Origin of the sequence: Parasalinivibrio latis (assembly GCF_036825535.1) — a bacterium.
Classification (GTDB): Bacteria; Pseudomonadota; Gammaproteobacteria; order Enterobacterales; family Vibrionaceae; genus Parasalinivibrio; species Parasalinivibrio latis.
Genome location: NZ_CP098813.1, coordinates 45915 through 62955, shown reverse-complemented (window position 1 = coordinate 62955; position 17041 = coordinate 45915). Strand labels below are relative to the sequence as shown.

13 protein-coding genes are annotated in these 17041 nt (G+C 47.0%); 10 read left to right on the top strand and 3 right to left on the bottom strand.

Annotation, left to right across the window (positions count from 1 at the left end):
* Positions 1 to 29 precede the first annotated feature (29 nt).
* Positions 30 to 1196 carry a pentaheme c-type cytochrome TorC gene (gene torC / locus NF212_RS17485; protein WP_434361911.1) on the bottom strand — a complete coding sequence of 389 codons (1167 nt, stop codon included), beginning with the start codon at positions 1194 to 1196 and terminating at the stop codon, positions 30 to 32.
* Positions 1197 to 1884: 688 nt separating this feature from the next.
* Between torC and NF212_RS17480 the strand changes: the two genes are divergently transcribed.
* Together NF212_RS17480 and NF212_RS17475 are read left to right on the top strand one after the other, a co-directional pair.
* Entirely contained in the window at positions 1885 to 4527 is a 2643-nt protein-coding gene (locus tag NF212_RS17480; RefSeq protein ID WP_434361910.1) for a molybdopterin-dependent oxidoreductase, read from the top strand.
* Between the two features lie 1135 nt (positions 4528 to 5662).
* Complete coding sequence (locus NF212_RS17475; protein ID WP_434361908.1) at positions 5663 to 6196, top strand: phosphatase PAP2 family protein; 534 nt, start codon at positions 5663 to 5665, stop codon at positions 6194 to 6196.
* A gap of 195 nt (positions 6197 to 6391) precedes the next feature.
* Here the strand turns inward: NF212_RS17475 and NF212_RS17470 are convergent, their stop codons facing one another.
* Positions 6392 to 9070, bottom strand: a complete 2679-nt coding sequence (locus tag NF212_RS17470) for a molybdopterin-dependent oxidoreductase (protein WP_434361906.1) — start codon at positions 9068 to 9070, stop codon at positions 6392 to 6394.
* A 326-nt stretch (positions 9071 to 9396) separates the two neighbouring features.
* Here NF212_RS17470 and NF212_RS17465 point away from each other — a divergent pair, with 326 nt between their 5' ends.
* Complete coding sequence (locus tag NF212_RS17465; protein WP_434361905.1) at positions 9397 to 10332, top strand: Dyp-type peroxidase; 936 nt, start codon at positions 9397 to 9399, stop codon at positions 10330 to 10332.
* Positions 10333 to 10483: 151 nt separating this feature from the next.
* Here NF212_RS17465 and NF212_RS17460 read toward each other — a convergent pair whose 3' ends face one another.
* A complete protein-coding gene (locus NF212_RS17460; protein ID WP_434361904.1) occupies positions 10484 to 10675 on the bottom strand; it encodes a tautomerase family protein in 192 nt (63 codons plus the stop codon).
* A 227-nt stretch (positions 10676 to 10902) separates the two neighbouring features.
* Between NF212_RS17460 and NF212_RS17455 the strand changes: the two genes are divergently transcribed.
* From NF212_RS17455 to NF212_RS17425, 7 genes are all read left to right on the top strand, one after another.
* Positions 10903 to 11751, top strand: a complete 849-nt coding sequence (locus tag NF212_RS17455) for an AraC family transcriptional regulator (protein WP_434363008.1) — start codon at positions 10903 to 10905, stop codon at positions 11749 to 11751.
* 157 nt (positions 11752 to 11908) lie between these two features.
* Complete coding sequence (locus NF212_RS17450) at positions 11909 to 12565, top strand: AzlC family ABC transporter permease (protein WP_434363006.1); 657 nt, start codon at positions 11909 to 11911, stop codon at positions 12563 to 12565.
* Positions 12562 to 12873, top strand: coding sequence for an AzlD domain-containing protein (locus NF212_RS17445; RefSeq protein ID WP_434361903.1), 312 nt, complete (start codon positions 12562 to 12564; stop codon positions 12871 to 12873). Before NF212_RS17450 ends, NF212_RS17445 begins: the two co-directional genes overlap by 4 nt.
* A gap of 86 nt (positions 12874 to 12959) precedes the next feature.
* The gene (locus NF212_RS17440; RefSeq protein ID WP_434361901.1) at positions 12960 to 13415 is read left to right on the top strand and encodes a methyltransferase family protein; all 456 of its coding nucleotides are present in this window, start codon (positions 12960 to 12962) and stop codon (positions 13413 to 13415) included.
* A gap of 25 nt (positions 13416 to 13440) precedes the next feature.
* Positions 13441 to 14499 carry an NAD(P)H-dependent flavin oxidoreductase gene (locus NF212_RS17435; RefSeq protein ID WP_434361900.1) on the top strand — a complete coding sequence of 353 codons (1059 nt, stop codon included), beginning with the start codon at positions 13441 to 13443 and terminating at the stop codon, positions 14497 to 14499.
* Between the two features lie 10 nt (positions 14500 to 14509).
* The gene (locus tag NF212_RS17430) at positions 14510 to 14968 is read left to right on the top strand and encodes a GNAT family N-acetyltransferase (protein WP_434361899.1); all 459 of its coding nucleotides are present in this window, start codon (positions 14510 to 14512) and stop codon (positions 14966 to 14968) included.
* A 370-nt stretch (positions 14969 to 15338) separates the two neighbouring features.
* Positions 15339 to 16655, top strand: coding sequence for a permease (locus NF212_RS17425; RefSeq protein WP_434361897.1), 1317 nt, complete (start codon positions 15339 to 15341; stop codon positions 16653 to 16655).
* The last annotated feature ends 386 nt before the right edge of the window (positions 16656 to 17041 follow it).

Here is a 17041-nt window from a genome sequence, read left to right as displayed (position 1 = left end):
CCGGGGCGAGAGGTGCAAAGTGCTGTTGATCAGTGCTGGCCTTGGCCGCCTGTATCTTTAGCGTGGTTTTGGAGGTACTTCAGAAGGGTACGCTCTTCATTTTTATTAAGACGGTAGTAGGCGCTCATCGCTTTCAGGCCTGAAATCCAGCCATTTGCAGTAAAGTGAGCAGGGTTTGGAGCTGCATGACATGCGTTACAGGTAGAGCCGTACATCTCTTTTGCATAGTCCCAGACCGGCTGGATGCTGCTCATCATATCGTTTTGAGTAATCCAGGCCTGAACACTTACGTGCTGCCAAACAGCGCCAGTTGATGCGTCAGTTTCTTCACCCAGGATTTTTTGGGATGCTTTTACGTCGTTACGTACTGTTGCTTTGAAGACACGCTTGCCCATGTATTGGGTCATCACACGGCCGCGGCCTGCTTTTTCCATCCAACCGGTGATTTCTACTTTGAGCATGTTGTTTTTGCGCTCAAGAACCTTCACTTCAGAAGCAGGCAGCAACTGACCCTGAATGGCAGAATCTTTGTTGTCTACGTTGTAGAGGTTTTTGGCTACCAGAGAGAACAGGGTTGTGCTGTCAGGTGCGTTAACAGATTCATGCTCCATCTTCTGGAAGGTTTTACGGAAACCGCCGGCCATATTTGGCAGTTCGTGTGCAATACCTTTGTGACACTCAATACAGTTCATGTCTTTGGCAGCTGCTTTAGTCATGGCTGCTGCAGCGGCTGGCGACTGCTTGGCATGGTCCATGGCAGTATATGAGTGACAGCTCTTACATGGTGCAGAGTTGGTGTCGGACATCATTTTCCAGACGTCCTGAGCCATTCTCAGGCGGTTGTCTTCGAATTTCTCAGGTGTGCTGATAGTGCCGGAAACAAACTCGGCATAAATATCACCAATACCACCCAGTTTGGCTTTCATAAAGTCAATTGGGTTGTTTTCCGGAATATGGCAGTTGCGACATTCTGCGCGGACACCGGCGGCGTTTTTATAGTGGATAGAGTTTTTATATTCGTTGAAGTTTTCCTTCATGGTGTGGCATGAAGTACAAAATTCATTTGTCGACGTAAACTCAATTGAGGCGTGAAAAGTGACTACACCGGCGATGGCAATAAGTGCACCTACGATAACCAGTGCCAGCACGGAATATTTTCCGCTTGGTTTAGTTAGAAACTGCCAAATCTTCTTCATTTTATCGGTCCAGAATGAGTGGGAATCCTTATTACTCATGGGCAATAAAGAGACGACACAAAAAGATGTGGCGACAACTTACCATGTCTTTATGAATGAAAATGCCCGCTGTTATTAACAGAATATATAAAAATATTTATTCATATAAAAAAGATAAAAATTCGTGCTAGTAGATCATAAATTTCATGAAAACATGAGGTTAAATTGTAACACAAATAAAACGATGGAATTTGCACTGAACGTGGTGATAGCTGGGGAATGGTTCTCATTGGCATCTTAAATGTTTCGGGATGTAATGGGTGCTGTGTTGGTGATTTAAATAAAAACAATGGGATAGTGGGTGGTCAAATGGCTGTGGATTGGGGGTGTTTACTGAAATTTAACGTTGTTAAGGAAATTCGGCGTTTAAATATTTTAAGGGTTCGGTTTGATGTTGTTAACTAATGTGCATTCCAAAACGGTTTAATTATTAACATGCATCATTACTGAAAAATTAAATATCAGAAAAGCGCGCTTTTTATTGCCAATGACAGGAGTAGATTACATAACAGAACATTCTGATTAATCGGCAAGAAGCCTGAGCCATTCTTTAAGTTTCTGTGATTTCGCATGTGAAATCAGCGGCTTTTCTTGGCTGAATAATCAATGAATACCTGATTTTTAACCTCCGTAATCAGTGATAAAAACTATGGAACTATCCCGCCGAAATTTCCTTAAAGGCTCAATTGCTACGGCAATTGCAGTCAACGGCCTTACCGTATTCCCTGCCAGCAAGGTATTTGCTGATGACACCAAAGTTATCCCTTCAGCCACTCACTATGGCCCATTTAAGGCTGTTGTTAAAAATGGCAAATTGATTGGTGTTCAACCAGTGAACGACGTTGACCCTTTCCCAACTGAAATGTTGACTAAGGGCGTGTTAAGCCGGACCTACGATGACACCCGCATTAAATACCCAATGGTGCGAAAATCATTCTACGAAGACCCACTCGGCGACCACAAACCTCACCTTCGCGGTAAAGAACCTTTTGTCCGGGTCGACTGGAACACTGCTATTGCCTTGGTATCCTACGCCATTGCAAAAACGATAGAGAATCACGGTAACGAAGCGATCTTCAGCTCTTCATACGGCGGTTGGTCACATGCCGGCCTGATGCGCCCTCAAACCTTACAGGGTCGTTTCTTTAACTTGATTGGTGGTCAGAGCACCTGTGCTGGCGATTACTCTGCTGGTGCATCTGAAGTTATCCTGCCACACATTATCGGCGATCTGGAAGTTTACTCACCTCAGACCGCTTGGAAAGTGATTGAAGACAACACTGAATTGATGGTGTTTATCGGTTGCGACCCTTGGAAAACCAACCGGGTGGAATTCCGTGTAGCAGACCACTCAATGCAAAAGCACTGGGAAGCGTTCGCCAAGAAGGGCATTAAATTCATCTCGATCAACCCGCAGCAAACCGAAACCGATAAAGCGCTGGGTAGTGATATGATTCATATTCGCCCAGGCACTGATACCGCGTTGTTTACTGCGATGAGCTACTACCTGTATAAATCAGGTAAATATGATAAAGCCTATATCGATAAGTACACTGTTGGTTTCGATAAATATCTGTCCTATCTGGCCGGTTGGGAAGATGGGGTAGAGAAAACACCGGAGTGGGCAGCGAAGGTTACGGGCTTGAGTGCTCAGCAGATTACTGATCTTGCTGACCTTATTATGGCTAAGCGCACGCAACTGGCTGCCGGTTGGGCACTTCAGCGAGCTGATCACGGTGAGATGATTCACTGGGCAATCATCAACTTTGCCGCAATGGCCGGTAAAATTGGTAAGCCGGGTGAGGGTGCTGGTTTCAGCTGGCACTATGGCAACGGCGGGATGCCACAATCCGGCAAGCGCATGCCTATAGGTCTTTCTCAGGGCCGTAACCCGATCACTACCACTTGTCCGGTAGTGTTAATTTCAGAAATGCTGAAAAAACCGGGTGGTGATTACACACGTGACGGTGCAAACCTGAAATTCCCCAAAGCCAAGCTTATTTATAACGCCGGCAACAACCTGTTCTCCCACCAGCAAAATACCAACGAGCTGATTGAGGCGATGAATGCAAACATCGACACCTACATCTGTCAGGATGCCTGGTGGTGTGCATCAGCCCGATATGCCGATATTGTTTTGCCAAGCACTACAACGCTTGAGCGCAACGATCTCACCTCCGGTGGTACTTACAGTAACAATAAGATCTACGCGATGCGCCAGATCATTGAGCCTGTAGGTGAAAGCCTGGATGACTATGAAATATTCTCGCGCCTTGCCTTTATGTTTAACGTGTACGACCAGTACACCGGCGGCAAGAGCATGATGGAGCATTTGCGCGAAGCGTATGCAAACTCATCAGCAACGGAAGAGTTCGATGCGTTTTGGGAAAAGGGAATTGCCCATGTAGATACACCAGCTGACGCTGATGCATTCGTTCGCCATGGTCAGTTCTACGAAGACCCTGAAAAGCATCCGCTGCATACACCTTCCGGTAAAATTGAGCTCTATAGCGAGACCATTGATTCGTTCAAAATTGCTGACTGTCCACCGGTTCCTAAGTGGTTGCCTCCGTTCGAATGGCTGGGTAATGCGAAGAAGGGACAGGTTCAGGTACTAAGCCCGCACCCATGGATGCGCCTGCACTCACAAATGGCAAATGCTGATGTCAATGCCTATGAGAGTGTTGACGGCCGACAGGCTGTGATGATGAATAAAGAGGATGCCGCAGAGCGCGGTATTAAAGACGGCGACCTGGTGGAGGTATATAACGACCGTGGCGCTTTAATCGGTGGTGCCCGTATCATCGAAGGTGCAATGCGCGGTGTTATCTATATTCACGAAGGTGCCTGGATCCAGCTCGACAGCAAAGGCCGCTGTAACTCAGGTTCTATCAATATGCTGACCAGTGCCAAGCCTGCAAGTGGCCTGAGCCAGGCCACCAGTGCCAATACCTGTCTGGCGTACTTCAAGAAATGCACCAATCCGGAGTCGGCCAATAAAGCCTATGAGCCACCAAAGATGGTGAAGGCTGAATATCCGGTTGATCTGTGGGCGCTCCAGCTTGGGGAGAGACTGAAAAAAATTGGCGGAGCCGGTGGTCACAAGCAATCTAAGGGTGAACAATTGTTCTACAGCAGCTGTACCCTCTGTCACGCTGCGCCAAACCCAGGTGATTACACCATTCGCCAATGGAAGGGTATTACCAACTCCATGTTCCCACGCGCCGGTCTGTCAGAAGATGATCGTAAGCTGGTATTGGAATTCCTGAATGAGCATGCGAAGAAAGCGTAAACTATTCTTCGATGGCATTGCAGAGCGGCTCACTGATGAGCCGCTTTTTTTATACCCAAATTACTTCAAGTTGCTGAAACCGGAGCGTAGGGGGGTAGAAATGTGTATTTATAGAGAGTGTCGATAGTTGACGTCCACGCCCTTAAAGTTGCCGGGTTTAGTGGTTGGTCGGACAGAGTCAGGAAAACTGAGTACGAGGTTGGAAGTACCTGACCACTGGACTGCCAGTGCTTTGTCTGAAGGGTAAATGGCGTAAAAAATCTGTTCTGTTCTATCCGCCTGATGTCGGGCGCTAAGCCATACCTGGACTTCCTGCGGTCTGTTTTTACAAGACTTAGCTGTTTGGAAAGCTTCCCACTTTCCATCCGGTGATACGGCAATATCGCTTTCAGAGGTTTTACATCCTGAAGCTACAAAAGGTAATGGGGCCAGGCCAAAAAAGCCCGCAATGGCATATAGGCACAATAGTAAAAACATTAAATTTATAACTGTACTGAATGACTTCATCAATACTGCTTTCCCAAGTCTAGTACATTAGTGACGTGCTAATTTAGTGCATTTCAAAGCCCTGGATCAATGAATATGGCGTGTTTAATCTCACATTGTGTGATGAAAGAGCTGACCCGACTGATAAATCTAATCAACAACTTTCTTAAGGTTTCCGGATCAATCTCCAGTTTGTACGAAAAATTCCTCATGGCTTTGTGCATTGTTGGACATGGTTTGCGTATGCATGTTAGAACACAGAAAAATATAAAATTAACAAAATGAGACCTTCACTTATGCTGCCAACATTGTACTGCCCACTGTGTCACGAAGAAGATGATTTCGCATTTGATACGCTGACCGGCTTGTGCTTTTGCGCCTGTGGGAACGTGATCTTTCTCGCCGATAAAGAGAGGGAACAGATACAAATTTTTACTCAGGCTCAGGAGAGAGAAGCAGAGAAATAAAATATTGATAAAATTGTCAGCGATGATTTCCATAATTAATAATGGCTTAGCCCACATATGCAAATGGAATAGCACTCTGCATTGAGAGCACAATATTGCATCACATGCAACGCCTTTGTTACACTATTGGTTCGGTTGTATCAGAGATGAGACATTTTCTGATCGAAACAAAGGAATGTTGTATGACGAAAAATATTGCGATAACGATCTTATTTTTCATTTTTTCCTCTCCCTCCAAAGCAGATTTCAAGTCCTCCCTTGAACAATACGGTGATATCGCAGAATTCGGAATTCCTGCGATAGCCGGGATTGTTGCCATTGCTCATGGTGACGGTGATGGGTTGGTTCGTCTCGGGGAAGGCGCGCTTTATACTGCTGTCGCTACGCTTTCTCTTAAAGCTGCAATAGATGCTCAAAGGCCTAATGGTACCGGTGATGATTCATTTCCCTCCGGGCATACATCATCTGCTTTTCAGGGGGCCGCATTCTTACAATTTGAATACGGCTGGAAGTATGGCGTTCCTGCACTTCTGGCTGCAACGGTAGTGGGATATTCCCGAGTTGAATCCAATCACCACTATTGGCGTGATGTCGCGGCAGGGGCATTGCTGGCTACCGGAATTCAGTATGGTGTTTCCCGTAGCGGTTACTCACTGACGTTTTCTCCATTTGTTGAGGGTGACGCTGTAGGTGTCATGGCCTATATGTCGTTTTAGGTTATATTGCTTACTTGTGGTTTAAACTGCCTGAAAATAAGCGCGTAATCGTGGTGCGGCGATATTGAGTGTAAATGCTGAAGCCTAATTCAATCATTTAAGTCTTACCTTAGCATTAAAAGAATAAAAAAAGCCCCGGGGTTACCGGGGCAAAATTTTAAAGGAGAACATCAACTTATATAAAAGAACGCCGAATCAGCTTTTTGCAGCATGTTTGTACAGGTACTCAAGCACCAGCTTGCGATCTGCTGCTGAAAGACCCGCTCTCGGGAACATGGAATTGGTAATACCTTCCCATTGCGCACGGGTATGTGCCGAAGGATTTGGTGCAGCGTGGCACATGGTGCAACTGCTATAGAACAGTTCCTCACCACGGCTTTTTTCTTCTTTCTTATTGCCAGCTTTTTTCTTATGGAGCATTGCAACCCGGCCTTGGATGTTTAGCAAAGCCAAGGATACATTGGCTCCATCGTTTGGACCTGTTGGTTTGACAGTTTCCGGTGGTTGGTAAGCTTCGTTTGGGCCACATGGGTTTGTACATTTCTTGTAGTATGCCAGACAGGTATTGGCGCTGGTTCCCTGGCTAAGCCCGCCGCAAGGTTTGTCTGATGTGATGATATTGATTTGTCCGCTGTTGCAGCGGCCATATTTGTCCAGCGACAACCATGCCCCCTCATGCAAGCAGGCAACGCCACGTTTGAGATCGTTGGTCAGTTTGGCTCCGCACAGTAAAGCACCGCGGTCGTTGAAGAGCTCAACAATGTCCCCGTCTTCAATACCCTGCTCCTTAGCGTCATCTTCATGGATCAGGAGATACTGACGGCCATCCACACATTCGTATTTGTTGGTGTCTGCATTCGCCATTTGGGAGTGCAACCGCATCCATGGGTGTGGGCTCAGGATATGGAGTTGGCCTTTTTCAGCATTGCCGAGGAATTCGAACGGTGGCATGTAAGTTGGTACCGGAGGGCAGTCAGGCAAGTGCATACCGGCGATAGCTTCGCTGAATAATTCAATTTTACCGGATGGTGTATGCAGTGGGTTTTTCTCTGGATCGTTGTAAAACGCGCCGTGCCTTTGCCACATGTCTGCTTCTTTTGGTACAGGCAGATGGGTAACCCCATTTTCCCAGAAAGCGTCAAATGACTGGATACCTGCTGCAGATGATCGACCGTATGCTTCATGCAGCAGCGTCATCATGTCTTTGCCTCCATCGGTGAACTTGTCTTCAACGTGGAAAACGGCTGACAGTCGGCGGAATATTTCCCAGTCATCCAGGCTTTCACCCAGTGGCTCGATCACTTTACGCATGGCGTAAATTTTATCGTTGCTGTAGGTACCGCCGGAAGTGATGTCATCACGCTCTAGTGCAGACGTGGCCGGGAGAACGATATCGGCAAACCGGGCCGAAGCACACCACCAGGTATCCTGGCAAACGTAAGTTTCCACCTTGTCATTCATTGCCTTGAGAAGGGCATTAAGATTTTGCTGGTGGGAGAACAGGTTATTCCCTGAGTTGTAAATCATGCTGATATCAGGGAATTTGAGTGTTGCACCGTTATAGGTGAACGCTTTACCGGGGTTTTTCAGCATCTCGGAAATCATTACAACCGGACACCCGGCGGTTACGGCATTAAAACCTTGGCCCAGTGTAACTGGCAGACTGGCTCCGGACTGTGGCATACCGCCGTTACCGTAGTGCCAACTGAAACCAAAGCCTTCGCCCGGTTTACCTATCTTGCCAGCCATAGCGGCAAAATTGATGATCGCCCAGTGAACCATTTCACCGTGGTCCGCTCTCTGCAATGCCCATCCGGCAGCAAGTTGGGTTTTCTTGCTACGGAACAATTCGGCCAGTTGGCGAATTTCGTCTGCAGAAATACCAGTTATCGCCGCTGCCCAGTCAGGTGTCTTGGCGGTACCGTCAGTTTTGCCTGTGAGGTAATCAAGGTAGCGTTGGTAGCCAACAGTGTATTTTTCCAAGTACTTGTAGTCTACCAGGCCGACATCATGCAGGTGGTAAGCCATCGCATTGAAAAGAGCAGTATCCGTTCCCGGAGTAATTTCAACCCATTCACTGCCAAGGTTCCGGTCGGTAGTGGTGCGTTTCGGGTTGATAGAAATAAAGCGGATACCTTTTTCTTTCCATTTCAGCCAATGACTTTGCATTTGGTGGTCAGCAACACGGAACTCTACTCGGTTGGTTTTCCATGGGTCACAGCCGACAAGAACAAAGACTTCGGTGTGTTTTTCAATAACCGGCCATGCGGTTTGAGGCGAGTAGACTTCCATGTTGCCGACAACGTGCGGTAGGATAACGGTAGATGCACCGGCAGAGTAGTCACCAATTGTTGTGCTGGCGCCGCCGATAAGGTTGAAGAACCGGCCCTGTACAACGGGTGGGCGAAGCAGGCCTGCATTTGACCAACCGTCATAGGAAGAGTCGAAGATACCCTGATTTCCCTTGTTTTCAATCGTACGGAGAATTGCATCAGCTGTGAGCTGCAGCGCGGTTTCCCAGCTAACGCGAACGAAAGGTTCTTTGCCTCGCAGTTCGGGTTTGGTGTCACCATCAAGATTTTCAAGATAGGACTTACGAACCATTGGATACTTTATGCGGGTATCACTGAATGTGCGGCTCATCAAGCCATCAATCAGCATTTCTGTCGGAAGCGGGTCAATGTCTTCACGTGGCTGGATGCCAATTAGCTCACCATTTTTGACAATGGCGTAAAAAGGCCCCCAGTGTGAAGCGCTGGGTATTTTCTGTACATCGTCAGCAAAGGCAAAGTTTACAGGAAACAGGGATAGGCCGTTGGCTGCAACCGCAGTCGCCAGAGCAGACTTCAAAAAGTCTCGACGTGATAAGGGCATGAGAAACTCCATGTTATCGTTGTTATTACCGCAACATGCCGTACTGAGGTTTCGAGCACAGGGATGTTTAATCAACTGGCGTGAAATCAGAGTGTTGGATGTGCACTCGGTGTCCTCATGTTATTCCTCATTAATCCATAAAAATAATAAGGAATTGGGAAATCATAGATTTCGCAATTGACACACAGCTTTGATCCCTTGACGCAACAAGGCGTGCCAGTCCGATCTGGCGGCAAGGAAATAGAGTCACGAGTGTTGCAACTCATACTTAAGAGCGTATATTTGTCGTACAAATAAAATGAATAAGTAAATCAGTTGGAATTGCTATGAAAGAACTCGCTGCATTGGCACAACCTGGTGTGTTGTCAAACCCGACCACCTATGTTGAATACCTGACATTTGTCCTGAAGGACCAGTGGTTTGACCTGGAAGAAATCAATTGTGCCCTGAGTGAGCTACCAGGAATCGGAAAATCTATTCTTCAAAAAGACCTGACATCCAATTTAACTGTTTCTATGGGTTTTTCCGCCAACGCATGGCCGATCCTGTTTCCGGATGTTGTTTTGCCGGAAGAACTCCATACGTTCCCAGCCATGAAAAACGGCCGTCGTGAATTTCCGTCTACTGCCGGTGATATCTTCCTGATGATTAAGTCAGAGCGTATGGACCTCAACTTCCAGGCAGCAAAACATGCGGCAAAAGCACTGTCCCAAATTGCAGATTTGGTTGAGGATATCCAAGGTTTCAAATACCTTGATAACCGCGACATGATTGATTTTGTTGATGGTACAGAAAACCCGGTAGCCAATGAGCGTGTTGAAGCGGTGCTTGTGAAAGAGGGGGCCAACCGAGGTGGCAGTTACCTGACGGTGCAGCGCTATGTTGATCGTCAGGGGCTGTGGGATCAGCAGACCGCTGAACATCAGGAAAAGGTGATTGGCCGTACCAAAATGGACAATATCGAGCTGGATGATGAAAACAAACCTGCCTGGGCACACAATGCAAAGAGCAAAGTGGAAATAGATGGCGAAGAAGTGAAAATGCTTCGCCAGAATCGCCCTTACGGTAATGCCATGGAGCACGGTACGATGTTTATAGGTTTTGCAGAAACGCCAAGCGTTCTGGAAACCTCGCTGACACAGATGATTACAGCTGACGAACACGGTCATTACGATCGCTTGTTGGATTTTGTGGAAGCAAAAACAGGTGCTAACTATTTCTTGCCGCCAGTGGCGTTTATTGAAGACAGGTTTGATGACTGATTTTTAATACAGGAATCAATGATGAAAAGCCGGGTGAAAATTACCCGGCTTTTTCTTTAATTTGTGACTTTTTAGACCTCAACTAACACTGTATAAAATTTACACAAAACTGTCAGCCGAGGTCTAAAAAGTCACATTTAATTAGAGGACGTTATGTTGCCTTGTCTGCGTTCAACTGTCCGCCTCTTCCCCAGTGTTCTTCATCGAAATTCTGCAAAAAAACCGTAACCGCTTCAGGCTGCACGCCGTAACATTCTTCAAAGGCTTCGGTAATTCTTTTAACCAATAGGGCTTTTTGATCCTTTGTCCGGCCGGGGGATTGTTGAATGGTTACTACGGGCATCTTTCATTCCTTGTTTTAAGTGTTTTTTAATCATTCCATGGGGCAGGTTATGAATGTCAACGCAATCCGCGCCGGTGTATACCGCAATTTTGTACAAACCACGAACGCGGTGTGATATGTAATATGACGTATGGTGGTGCGACGGATGTGCAAAGTACATGGCGGCAAATTCAGGCAACAGGGAAACCGGTAACGATGATGCAAAGATCCTCTCGGAAGGTGCAGTATTGGGATCTTCACGCAAGGAATCTGCTACGTACAAAGTCGCGGAAGAACTGGGCGGATTGGAAGTACTGGATGCCTCCTTTGAACGGCAGACTTTCTCTCGTCACAGCCATGAGGGATATACCGTTGGTGTGATCGAGCGAGGGGCGCAGGAGTTTTACCGTACCGGAGGAAATCACGTTGCACCGAAAGATACCATTATCCTGGTTAACGCCGATGAGGTACATAGCGGCCATTCTGCATCTGAAGGAGGGTGGTCCTACAAAGCCATGTACCCGTTACCCGAACAATTTGAACAGATTAGCCGGGAACTGCAGGCGGGTATGACTGGCCGTATAAACGGTGCTCCGTATTTTCCACAGCCAGTTGTCTACGATCCCGAACTGGCTGCACAAATGCGTTTGGTATTTGCTACGCTCGAAACATCCGAGAACCCATTATTGCGGGAAACATTGCTCTACGCTGTGCTTGTTAAGTTAATGGCCCGGCATGCAAAGACTCGTGAAGCTCCAAAAGAGCTGGGCAAATCATTCGGGCAACTTAATCTTGTAAAGGAATTTTTGGATGATTTTCCACAGGCTAGTGTATCCCTGACTGATCTGGCTAATCTCGCCTCGCTTAGCCCCTATCACTTACTGCGTTCTTTCCAGAGTACATTTGGCTTGGCACCGCACGCCTATCAAATCCAAACCCGGCTACGGTTGGCAAAAAAACTCATTGCCAATGGGATGCAACTTTCTGACGCTGCTCAGGAATGTGGCTTCCATGATCAAAGCCATTTTCACCGCCATTTTAAGAAGGCGATGGGTGTGACTCCCGGACAGTTTGCCAAGGGGACCAGAGGTAAATAAAAAAGCGCAATTAAGTACAATTAGTACGTTTCCTGTCTGAATAAATTGGAATGGATAACCGATGAAGAATAAGGATAAAACGATGCAGGAACAAACCGTGGCACTTCCGGGGGGAGTGTTGACCAGGGCTGAACAACGCCGCCAGATTCGAAAAGGGATGATGGATGTGTCTCCGCTTTGTGTGGCGGTGCTACCTTGGGGGCTGTTGGCCGGCTCTTTTGCTATAGAGGCTGGGCTTGATCCATTTCAGGCGCAGGCTATGTCCGCGGTTGTGTTTGCCGGAGCGGCGCAATTGGCGGCATCCGGGTTATTTAAAATTGATGCCGGATTCTGGACCGTTGTTGTTACGACAATCATTATTACCCTTCGTCATCTCCTTTACAGCATTTCAATGCGTGACCGGATAGGCGCCTTACCCGGCCGGTGGCGATATGGACTGGGCTTTTTACTGACGGATGAGCTGTTTGCCCTGACGGCTAATCAATCGCCTGAGCAGTTCAATCGCTGGTATGCGTTGGGAGCTGGGTTCTGGTTTTACCTGTGCTGGAACCTCGCCAGTTTTGCCGGTATTGCAGCCGGTGAGCTTATTCCTGACCTTGACCAGTTGGGTCTGGAATTTGCGATTGCGGCGACTTTCATCGCCATTGTCGTCCCAAGTATTAAGAACAAAGCGGCGTTAGCCACTGTGGTAACAGCTCTGGTTTTATCAGTGTGGTTGGAAAAAGCTGGAATCAGCGGTGGGTTGATGATTGCCACTATCGTGGCCATGTTTACTGGCTATTTCGTTCAACAGATAACGGAGAAAGCAGAATGATTTGGTTAACTATCTTCGTTATGACTGCCATTATCTTCACCAGCCGATATGTATTCCTGGAGCCGAGGCTGCCGATAAGACTTTCTGCCAGAGCGAGGAGCTTGCTGTCTTTCTCTGGCCCGGCAGTGATGACAGCCCTGTGGGCTCCGATTGTTTTTATCCAGGACGGAGAGTTGGCTCTGTCAACAGACAACCCGTATTTGCTGTCAGCGCTTGTCGCCGGTTCGCTCGCATGGTTTACCCGCAATGTCCTTCTGACGGTAATCATCAGTTTTGTGGTGTTTTTTGTATTAAGACAATGGATGTAACATTTTGAATCAAAGGCGTTTCGGGACAACAACCCTATGCGCCGTATATTATTGAGCCCAAAGGAACCTATTTATCGGGAGACACAATGTCTTTTCTTGAACTCAAAATCCCCCCTCTGGCACTGCTGTTTATCGCCTGTGTGTTTACTTACGGCTTATCAGGTTTAGAACCCTTTGGATTGGTGTTCCCTGCTGCGGATTTATTGGCGCTGTTGTGCCTTGTGATCAGTGCGGTTTTCATCTTCTCGGGTGTATTTGAATTCCGGCGGGCACAGACAACGGTGAACCCAATGCTGAAAACAGAATCATCTGCACTGGTTACCTCTGGTATTTACAAGTTCTCCCGTAACCCGATGTATGTGGGTTTTGTGTTTATCATTTTGGCTGCATCAGTCTATTGGCTTACTTGGGCGGGTATTCCTGTTGCCGCAGGGTTTGTCCTTTATATGACGCAATTCCAAATTAAGCCGGAGGAGCGTTATCTTTCCGGATTATTCAATGATTATGATGACTATAAAATGCGGGTGAGACGCTGGCTGTAATATCGCACTGGGAAGGACTGAGAAAATGACAGAGAAGTCAAATAACGGGTTGAACACTATTACCGGGACACGCTTGCCCATCATTCAATCACCGATGGCCGGTTCTCAGGACAGCCGTCTGGCCATTGCAGTCTGTGAAGCGGGTGGATTGGGGTCTGTTCCGTGTGGCATGCTGAATGTTGAGCAGATTGAGATCGAAATCCGTGCGGTAAGATTAGCCACTGACAAACCTTTTAACCTCAATTTTTTCTGTCATAAAATGCCGGAGTTCGATCTTGAGAAGCAGTTAGGGTGGCAAAATACATTGTTACCCTATTTTGCTGAATTGGGTCTTGAATGCCCGCCACCGGTAAAGTCTGCCAGTAGAATGCCGTTCAACCACGAGATTGCCGACGCTATCGAACCATTTAATCCGGAAATAATCAGCTTTCATTTCGGCCTTCCTGACAAAGATCTGATGAAGAGGGTAAAAGGGTGGGGGAGCCGGGTCATTTCTTCTGCCACTACCCTTGAAGAGGCTGTTTGGCTTGAAGAAAACGGTGTGGACGGCATTATCGCCCAGGGTTATGAAGCTGGGGGCCACCGAGGGATTTTTCTTTCCGATGACCTTTCAACCCAGATCGGGATGTTTTCCCTTGCGCGCCAGATTACACAAGCGGTTAATGTTCCTGTGATTGCAGCCGGCGGTATTGCGGATGCAGAAGGGGTTGCCGCCGCCATGAAACTTGGCGTCGAAGCCGTACAGATTGGAACCGCATTTTTGCTTTGTGACGAAGCCACAACCGGTATAACTCACCGTCAGGCACTGCAACAACAACGGGCACGGCATACAGCGTTAACCAATTTATTCTCTGGCCGTCCAGCTCGTGGAATTGTGAACCGGGCAATGTCTGAACTAGGGTACTTAAATGAATCTGCCCCGGCTTTCCCTTACGCAGCGACAGAAATCACTCAGTTGCGCCAGCGCTTTGAAAGCGCAGGCAGGGATGACTTTACCCCATTGTGGTGCGGGCAGAACGTATCCGGGTGCAAGTCCATTCCCGCCGCGGAGCTTCTAAAGCAGCTTGCTGCAAATATTGCATAGTGTGGTGCCGATGAACTTCAAACAAGTTCCAACTCAAGTACTGCCGATGAAACTGTTGCTGGAAGCTGACCCTTCTGAGGAGTGCATTCGCACTTATCTGGATGGGGCCTGGGGCTATGTGGCTGAATCCGAGGTGCGTGGGTTGACTGAAATTGTGGGTGTTTGTGTGGTCAAACCCACGTCGGAGACGAACGCCGAGCTCTTCAATATTGCTGTAGACCCTTGTCTCCATCATCGTGGGATAGGCTCTGGGCTGCTTCAATTTGTCCTTTGTGATGTTCAGCAAAAAGGTATAAGTAAAATGGAGCTTGGTACAGGTACCTTTGGTTACCAGCTAGAGTTTTATCAAAAATATGGATTCCGGGTTACCGGTGTCATTCCGGATTTTTTTCTAGATAACTATGAAGGGCCGATATTTGAAAACGGACTCCAGCACAAAGATATGCTGAGATTGCACAAAGTTTTTTAAAATCAGGACTGAAACTAGATGAGATTAAAATAAAACCGAAAACCTTGTTTTCGGTTTTATTTTTGTACCAACTGTCATTTTATTGGCTGATTTAACAATTAGTTATATATCCTGTGCCCGTAACCGGTTGATATTTTGTTCTTTATTAAATTGGTGCGTCCATCCGTTGTGTTGGTGAATTGTGGTTTTGTGTGAGTGTCAACAGATAGCGTTCGCAACTCGGTTGTAACATATTGATATTTTGAGAAATATTACAATTCTGGTATGACGTTTCAAATTTTTGCTCAATTTATTTTGGTTACATAGTATTAAGCATTCTCAACGTACCGAGGCGAATCTGTTTCGGTAATATTACCCTGAGGTGCATCTCATGGAACACGAAGGCGGCATGCTCATCATGCACGTCATTAATACCTTTGCAGGTATGGTATGGCAGATATACTGGCCTCTGGCATTCGGTCTAATGCTTTCATCCCTTCTACGCCACGTCCTGCCGGTCGATACTGTCGCTGATAATTTAGGAAAGACCACACCCAAAAGCCTCGCACTGACAACAGTCCTTGGAATGGTTTCATCTTCCTGCTCATACGCCGCTGCAAGCCTTTCTCGTACCTTACTGATAAAAAAGGCGACTTTGTCGAACGCAATGGCTTTTCTGGTTTCCAGTACAAACCTTATTCTTGAAATGTTTATCGTACTTGTGACCTTGTTGGGCTGGCAGTTCCTTTGGGGGGAGGTGGCTGGTGGGCTTTTGTTGATTGTGATAGTCGCCACTCTTTTCCATCTGGTTTATCCCAAAGAGCAGGAGCAGGCGTTACGGACAAAACTATCTGCAGACGAAAATCCGGCCTCACAAGAAGGTTGCGGGATGTCAGGGATGGATCACTCTGGTATGAAGCATGAAATGGGTGATCATTGTGACATGCCTGAAATGGACCATTCCGGGTCGATGGGACACGGGATGGCACATGAGCATATGGATCACAGCGATAAACCAGAGCACGGACAGATGGAACATGCGCATATGTCCCACGGAAGTATGCATGACCACTGTGGTGAGTCGATGTCTGCTCCGAAAAAAGAGACACTGGGAGAGAAAATTTGCAGGAGTGCTGGCTACTTCCAGATGGACATCAGCATGATTGGCAAAGAGATCCTGATTGGTGTCGTTATCTCTTCATTACTGATTGCCGTTATTCCTCAAGACTGGTGGCGTGAGGTGTTTATCAGTAACCAATTGGGTTTGCCTTCCTGGTTACATTCTCTGCTTGATGTCGTAATAGGTATCTTTGTTGCGGTCATTGCTTATGTTTGTTCTGTAGGGAACCTGTTGCTTGCCGCTGCTCTTTGGCACGGAGGGATTTCTTTCGGTGGTGTCATGGGCTTTATTCTTGCTGATGTACTGACAATTCCGATGACACGTGTATATGCCAAATATTATGGAAAAGAACCTGCCAAATGGATGGTTGGCTTACTGTTTATTGCCATCCTTATAACCGGTTTGCTGCTTGATGCGATATCCAGTGGTATTGATTGGTCTGCATCAAGGGAGACCGTTAGGACACTGCATGAAGCCGGATTTGGGGTTAACTTTACAACCATAATGAATCTTATATTTATTCCGCTTTCCGTTTGGTATTACCAGACTGGTAAAAAAGCCAATGCGAACATGGGTATGTCTATGTAGGCAAAAACCCGATTGAGTTGATGCTCGTCAACTGCCAGGGATGGCTACCTAAATTCATCGGTAGTACAATACGTTGCGTCAATAGGAAAAACACTCGCCCCGGTTTGGTCACCGGGGCTGTGTTTTTATATGTTGCTCGTTTTCTCAATCCGCATTTTCTGTATTAGCTCGCCATCAATTCGACCATCCTTCCAAACTGAGCCATTCGCACCACATTAGAGACAATTCAAGACATTTGAAGTCAATTTTTGATACGTATATGGACAGAGCTGTTTGGATTTGACCGATTGCCGTTGTCAATTTTCCCTGCCAAAACAAAATGTTCGACTATAGTTATACCAGTTGCTCATGGATTGTGGTTGCTATGTTCGAGAGAGTCTCAGAAA

Coding starts and splice junctions, on each gene's coding strand:
- torC (WP_434361911.1), bottom strand. CDS start 1,196: ATGAAGAAGATTTGGCAGTTTCTAACTAAACCAAGCGGAAAATATTCC.
- NF212_RS17440 (WP_434361901.1), top strand. CDS start 12,960: ATGTCTTTTCTTGAACTCAAAATCCCCCCTCTGGCACTGCTGTTTATC.
- NF212_RS17445 (WP_434361903.1), top strand. CDS start 12,562: ATGATTTGGTTAACTATCTTCGTTATGACTGCCATTATCTTCACCAGC.
- NF212_RS17470 (WP_434361906.1), bottom strand. CDS start 9,070: ATGCCCTTATCACGTCGAGACTTTTTGAAGTCTGCTCTGGCGACTGCG.
- NF212_RS17460 (WP_434361904.1), bottom strand. CDS start 10,675: ATGCCCGTAGTAACCATTCAACAATCCCCCGGCCGGACAAAGGATCAA.
- NF212_RS17450 (WP_434363006.1), top strand. CDS start 11,909: ATGATGGATGTGTCTCCGCTTTGTGTGGCGGTGCTACCTTGGGGGCTG.
- NF212_RS17465 (WP_434361905.1), top strand. CDS start 9,397: ATGAAAGAACTCGCTGCATTGGCACAACCTGGTGTGTTGTCAAACCCG.
- NF212_RS17475 (WP_434361908.1), top strand. CDS start 5,663: ATGACGAAAAATATTGCGATAACGATCTTATTTTTCATTTTTTCCTCT.
- NF212_RS17430 (WP_434361899.1), top strand. CDS start 14,510: ATGAACTTCAAACAAGTTCCAACTCAAGTACTGCCGATGAAACTGTTG.
- NF212_RS17425 (WP_434361897.1), top strand. CDS start 15,339: ATGGAACACGAAGGCGGCATGCTCATCATGCACGTCATTAATACCTTT.
- NF212_RS17480 (WP_434361910.1), top strand. CDS start 1,885: ATGGAACTATCCCGCCGAAATTTCCTTAAAGGCTCAATTGCTACGGCA.
- NF212_RS17435 (WP_434361900.1), top strand. CDS start 13,441: ATGACAGAGAAGTCAAATAACGGGTTGAACACTATTACCGGGACACGC.